The 5,762-nt window shown below is 70.7% G+C and carries 7 protein-coding genes and 2 pseudogenes; 4 read left to right on the forward strand and 5 right to left on the reverse strand.

Annotation, left to right across the window (positions count from 1 at the left end; all coding sequences use genetic code 11):
* A pseudogene (locus B7L92_RS00565) lies at nt 1-300 on the reverse strand (DNA-directed RNA polymerase subunit alpha); the annotation flags it as partial.
* A gap of 154 nt (nt 301-454) precedes the next feature.
* Here B7L92_RS00565 and B7L92_RS00570 point away from each other — a divergent pair.
* From B7L92_RS00570 to B7L92_RS00580, 3 genes and pseudogenes are all read left to right on the forward strand, one after another.
* A pseudogene (locus B7L92_RS00570) lies at nt 455-771 on the forward strand (IS630 family transposase); the annotation flags it as partial.
* Between the two features lie 99 nt (nt 772-870).
* Complete coding sequence (locus tag B7L92_RS00575; protein ID WP_255310690.1) at nt 871-1,701, forward strand: WGR domain-containing protein; 831 nt, start codon at nt 871-873, stop codon at nt 1,699-1,701.
* 242 nt (nt 1,702-1,943) lie between these two features.
* Complete coding sequence (locus B7L92_RS00580) at nt 1,944-2,291, forward strand: hypothetical protein (protein ID WP_081235538.1); 348 nt, start codon at nt 1,944-1,946, stop codon at nt 2,289-2,291.
* Nucleotides 2,292-2,516: 225 nt separating this feature from the next.
* Here the strand turns inward: B7L92_RS00580 and B7L92_RS41795 are convergent, their stop codons facing one another.
* From B7L92_RS41795 to B7L92_RS00595, 4 genes are all read right to left on the reverse strand, one after another.
* Nucleotides 2,517-3,071 (reverse strand): SMI1/KNR4 family protein, encoded by a 555-nt coding sequence (locus B7L92_RS41795; RefSeq protein ID WP_255310691.1) that lies wholly within the window; start codon nt 3,069-3,071, stop codon nt 2,517-2,519.
* A complete protein-coding gene (locus B7L92_RS43800) occupies nt 3,053-3,388 on the reverse strand; it encodes a hypothetical protein (RefSeq protein WP_438363907.1) in 336 nt (111 codons plus the stop codon). Before B7L92_RS43800 ends, B7L92_RS41795 begins: the two co-directional genes overlap by 19 nt.
* Before the next feature lie 275 nt (nt 3,389-3,663).
* Nucleotides 3,664-3,879 carry a hypothetical protein gene (locus B7L92_RS40130; RefSeq protein ID WP_143626209.1) on the reverse strand — a complete coding sequence of 72 codons (216 nt, stop codon included), beginning with the start codon at nt 3,877-3,879 and terminating at the stop codon, nt 3,664-3,666.
* 66 nt (nt 3,880-3,945) lie between these two features.
* Entirely contained in the window at nt 3,946-4,665 is a 720-nt protein-coding gene (locus B7L92_RS00595) for an IS6 family transposase (RefSeq protein WP_081235539.1), read from the reverse strand.
* A 207-nt stretch (nt 4,666-4,872) separates the two neighbouring features.
* On the opposite strand from B7L92_RS00595, the gene B7L92_RS00600 reads away from it, so the two are divergent.
* On the forward strand, nt 4,873-5,762 hold an 890-nt coding region (locus tag B7L92_RS00600), incomplete at its 3' end, for an alpha/beta hydrolase (protein WP_081235540.1).

Genomic DNA, 5,762 nt, shown 5'->3' on the forward strand with positions numbered 1-5,762 from the left:
CTGCTTGCGCAGGTACATCACCACCGGCTCGTCGTGCTCCGAGGAGACGACCAGCTGCTTGATGTTCAGGATCAGGTCGGTGACGTCCTCCTTGACGCCCGGCACGGTGGTGAACTCGTGCAGCACGCCGTCGATGCGGATGCTGGTGACGGCGGCACCGGGGATCGACGACAGGAGCGTGCGGCGCAGGGAGTTGCCGAGGGTGTAGCCGAAGCCCGGCTCCAGCGGCTCGATCACGAACCGGGAGCGGAACTCGTCGACGACCTCTTCGGTCAACGAGGGACGCTGAGCGATCAGCACGAGGTATGGCCTCCAGTGTGTGGCGCCCGCCATGTGACGCCGTAGACACCACGAAGGGTACGGGCGGTTCGGCCTCCTATGCGGCCGAACCGCCCGACCCCGCCCGTCCCGGTCGCCCCGAAGGGCGACCGCCAGCATCCCGCCCCGGGACGCCGACCTCTCCGCCCACAAGAGCGAACAGATCCGGTTCTGGGCGCAGAAGAACCGGGTCGAGCTGTGCTTCACCCCGACCTACGCCTCCTGGGCCAACCCGATCGCAGCCCGCTTCGGGCCGCTTCGGCAGTGCACCGTCGCCAACTTCCACCACCGCAACCACACCGCGCAGACCCGCGCCCTGCACGCCTCCTGCGCCGGCGGAACAAGAACGCCCACCCTTCCGACGTGCCGGCCGCCCAACGGCGCGAGCGCGTCCGCATCCGCGGCGAGAAGGGCATCCGCTGGGACGGACGAGCGCTCCTCCCGGTGTCCTGACCGGCGGGGACGGCGAGGGCCGCCCCTGGCGATCGAGCGATAGGGTCACCCACGTGCGGTCCTGGCGCGGACAGACCGCCAGACCGTGGGGGCGGCCGGGTGACCAGATGGCGGAGGTTCGAGCGGCAGGCGGCCCCGCTCGAATACTGGGAGATCCGTCAGGAAGGGATCCGCTGCTTTCTCCGGTGGGGCTCCGACCGAACACCGGGCAGGGCGAGCACGACGGTGCTCGACGACGAGGAGCAGGCGCGGCGCCACGCAGTACGCAAGATCAACGACCGCCTTCGCAAGGACTTCACCGAGGTCGAGCCGCCCTGCGCCCCGGCGGAGGCCGAGGCCGGGACGCCGGTCCTGGACGTCATCGCCAGGGCCTTTGGCCCTCACGCCCCCGCCCCGCAGTACCTGCCGGTCGACGGCTTCGACCAGGTCTACTGTCGCACCCATGCGGCCGGTCATCCGATGGGTTTCCACGAGTACTACGTGCTGCGTGACCACGGACGCAGCGCGGTTCGCTTCACGGTCCGGGCGGGCAGTCACCAGGCCGGCGTCGTTGCTTCCTTCCTCGAGTTCCTCTGCTCCAGGCGTGACCTCGCCTTCGACGGCCGGTCCCACCACAAGGTGCCCCTACCGAGCCTGGTGGGGTCCTTCGGCCACGCGCTGTTCTGCTCGCCGGCACTGGGGCGAGCGTGCGCCGCATACCCGGCAGCGGCGGCTCGGGTGGCAACGGCCTTTCCCGTCTTCGACTGCGAGATCGGGGACGAGGATGCGGAGGTGCTGGTCGACGCCCGCATCCACGGTCACGCCGCGCTGCCCCACAGCCACTGGGGCCGATCGCCGCAGCCCGTGGTGGACCTGCGCTTCGATGTCCAGCCGTCGACCTATCGCCGAACGCAGACCTTCAAGGTCTACCGGCCGACCTCGAGAAGCTGATGGACGTGCTGCCGCAGGCGTCACCGCAGAGCTGGGCGGATGGCCGCTCCGCAACTCGCCCGTCCCAGAGGTTCGTTGACAGGGGGCGTCGCCGGGCGTTGACTGGCGGGACGGTGCAGGCCGAGCAGGCGGGCCATGAGCGTCAGGGGCTTTCGTTCGGATCAGGCCCCGCGAGCCCGGCTTGATCCAGACGAGGGCCGGGTGGCACTCGGCTGGCGCGACACACAGGGAAGTGGCACACGATGATGTACGACCAGGCACGCGCCCAGCAGCCTCCGGACAAGGGCGTCGGAGCCGCCGCACGCTGGGCCCCGGGGCCTGAGCCGCTGCTGCCCGCCGAGGAGCGGGACCGGGTCTCCCAGCGCCTGCGGCAGGCCCTCCTCGACTTCGCCGACACCCCGCGTGAGGCACTGGAAACGGCCGAGAACGCCTTCGACGAGGCCACCGCAGAACTCGCGAGCGCCCTCGCGGAACGGCGACGCGTCCTGCGTGCGGGCTGGCAGGACCAGGACGCCCAGGCGCAGGCAGAGGAGTTCCGGCACGCGCTGCGGCAGTACCGGGAGATCACGGAGCGACTCCTGCGCCTGTAGACAGGCCCGGCCCAGCGGCAGGTCACCGCCGCACAGGTCGCCGCCGCCCCGGGCCGGGCGGCGCCGGTCTCAGTACGGCTGATGCGGGTTGGTGCACGCTCACGTGCCACCTCCCGGAAGGGCGACTTTGGCGTGTTCCGCCGAAGTCGTTGTCTCCACCGTTGGCGCGACAGCTCAGGTGACGCCAACTCCAGCACTCGCTCGCGGACCGGGCCGGTGCCCCGCTCAGTCGATGCGGTCGCTCAGGCCCAGCACCTCTGGGGAGTCGCTCGGGAAGTCCCTGGGCATACCGGGTACGTGGAGGGTTCGCCGGTACACGCCGGTCAGAAACTCGATAGCGCCGACCGGGAACTTTGACCGGTCTCCGTTGTCTCCGCGCACGACCACCGGCCATGCGTCCGGGTCCGCGGGACTCGTCCTCCAGTAGAAGCAGTCCCCCGAGTCGGACTCCGCCCAGGAGATCAGGCCTCCCGGCTGCGGAAAGGGAACGTAGTCCTCGGTGTCGCCCATCTCGTACAGATCCTGAAGGATCTCGTCCTCCCTGGACTCGGACGCCCACCACGCCTCGCCCCCGGGCCGGGGAACGGATACGCTCAGGAAGTCGTCGATGACCAATACCGGGTACGCCTCCGCCAGCAAGCGGAAGTCCGAGGGCAGCGCCGTCCCGAGGCCCGCCTCGAGGACGGCCCAGTCCACGCCGCGCCCCCCAGGCACACGCCACCGTGTCATCGACGGCAGCACGGCCTCCAGCTCTTCGACCCTCAGCATGTCGTCTGCCAATCCGTGAGGTTCTTTGTCACGGACCAGCTTGACCGCTTCCGCAACCACGACGCCGAGGCAGCCACCTTCACCCCCGGCACGAGCAGCTCGCCATGCACCCTCCGGTAGCCCCAGCTGGGATTTTCGCGCGCCGGGCACGGCACCAGGGCGCAGATGGAGCGTACGGTGCGTGGCCGGCCCGGGCTCTTCGGCCGGGACGTGGCGGCGTGGCGGCGCGTGACCAGGTCGTCGACGCCGACGGCGGCCTGCCCGACATCGCCCCCGACGTGCTCTTCGAAGGCGACGACCTCGGGCGGTGGCTCCAGCGACAGAAACACAGCCGGGCACCTGGAAGCAACTGTCGAGCAAGCAGCAGGAATAGCAGGCCCGGCTGGGCATCAAGCCCGCCCAGGCGCCGCCTGAGGCCCCGGCAGCCGGGCGTGCGGCGAAGGGGGGGCGAGCAAGGCGCAGCAGGCGTTCCAGCGCGGACTTGCAGCCCTCACGCAATGGGTGGAACGGGAAGGCGCCCACCGGCCGGTGCCCCGGAAGGCGGTGGAGACCTTGTCCGACGGGACCGAGACCAAGCTCGGCGTAGCGTCCAGTCCGCCGCGGACTATATGTAGTGGGCGGCCCCGGCATAGGACATCCCCAACGCCGCGGTGAGCTGTTTGATGTCGAGCTCGGCAGCAAGGGTGAGCAGCCGCGTCGAGCGCAGGACGCGCGGCAGCAGGCCAACCGGGGCCAGACTGTCACGGATGTGTGCCGCCCCGGTCGGCGCTCTGGTGGTTCTGGTCAGCCGGGTCACCAGCACGTGCGGGGGCGCTGTCACGTTGTCGAGGGTGTCGGCGCTTGGCGGGGCGTCGGGGCGTGCTGGGGCCGGGTTCCGGCTCCGCGCTCAGGCCGTGTCGGGCAGGCCGGCGGTGCCGGTGATCTGCTCCCAGATCGCGAAGCGGACGGTCATTTCGGCGCGGTGGTCGGGGGCGGTCATCAGGTGGCGGCGGGGCCGGAAGTGAGGTGAGATGCCGCTGAACGCGGTCAGGAACCGCTGCGCTCCGCCGACGCTGCGGAAGCCCTTCAGGGCGCGTTCTCGTTGCCGGGTCGGCTGGTGGGAGTTCTCGGCCCGGTTGTTGAGGCCCTTGTGGGAGCGGTGCTCGACGGAGGGCATCACCTCGCGGTGGGCGGCCCCGTAACTGCGGAGCTTGTCGGTGACCACCACCCGCGGCACCGAGCGGGTCTTCTTGAGGAGCTTGCGGAAGAAACGCCTGGCCGCGGCCTTGTCGCGTCTGCTCTGCACGAGGATGTCCAGCACGTTGCCGTGCTGGTCCACCGCGCGCCACAGGTACTTCAGCTCCCCGTTGATCCTGACGAAGACCTCGTCCAGATGCCATTTATCCCCGGGCCGCGGCCGGCGGCGGCGCAGTCCGTTCGCATAGGCCTGCCCGAACTTCATACACCAGCGGCGGACCGTCTCATAGGAAACGATCACACCGCGCTGCAGCATCAACTCCTCCACCTCGCGGGAGCTGAGCGGGAAACGGAAGTACAGCCACACGCAGTGCGCGATGACCTCGGCCGGGTAGCGGTGGCCCTTGTAGGACGGCGGCGTCGACGGCACGAACGAACCCTTCCCGGAACGATCACTTCAAGATCATCCCACGCCCCAGCCAACGTGACAGCGCCCCCTTTCCCGCTCCTTCCTGCCGTGCCGCTCCACCGCTCTGTCCTGCGGGTTTGCCGGAATGGCAAGGCTGATCGCGTCGGGCGGGTGCCGCGCCGCATGATCGATGGGTAGTCGCGTCCGCCGCGAACCGAGGAGAAGCCCGTGCAGCCCGAGCCGACCGCCGAGCTCCGCCACCGCACCGTCGAGGCCCCGGCCGGGCGTCTGCACCTGGTCGAGCAGGGCACCGGCCCGCTGATCCTGCTCGTGCACGGCTTCCCCGAGTCCTGGTACTCCTGGCGCCGCCAACTCCCGGCCCTCGCCGCGGCCGGGTACCGGGCGGTGGCGATCGACGTACGCGGCTACGGCCGCTCCTCCAAGCCCGCCGCGACCGACGCCTACCGAATGCTCCACCTGGTGGAGGACAACGTCGCCCTCGTGCGCGCCCTCGGCGAGGAAAGCGCGGTGGTCGTCGGCCACGACTGGGGCTCCAACATCGCCGCCACCTCCGCCCTGCTCCACCCCGAGGTCTTCCGCGCGCTCGGCCTGCTGAGCGTCCCCTACGCGCCGCCCGGCGGCCCCCGCCCCACCGACATCTTCGGCCAGATCGGCGGCCCCGAGCAGGAGTTCTACGTCTCCTACTTCCAAAAGCCCGGCCGCGCCGAGGCGGAGATCGAGCCCGACGTCCGGGGCTGGCTCGCAGGCTTCTACGCGGCCCTGTCCGCCGACACCATGCCCGCCCAGGGCGAGCCCGACCCGCACTTCGTCGCCCACGGCGGCCAGCTGCGCGACCGCTTTCCCACCGAGGCCCTCCCGACCTGGCTGAGCGAGCAGGACCTCGACGTCTACGCCGGGGAGTTCGAGCGCACCGGGATCACCGGCGCCCTCAACCGCTACCGCAACATGGACCGCGACTGGGAAGACCTCGCCCCGCACCGCGGCGCCCCCATCACGCAGCCGTCCCTGTTCATCGGCGGCGCCCTGGACGCCTCCACCACCTGGATGTCCGACGCCATCGACGCCTACCCCACCACCCTCCCCGCCCTGTCCGCCTC

Source organism: Streptomyces viridosporus, assembly GCF_002078235.1.
Lineage (GTDB): Bacteria > Actinomycetota > Actinomycetes > Streptomycetales > Streptomycetaceae > Streptomyces > Streptomyces viridosporus.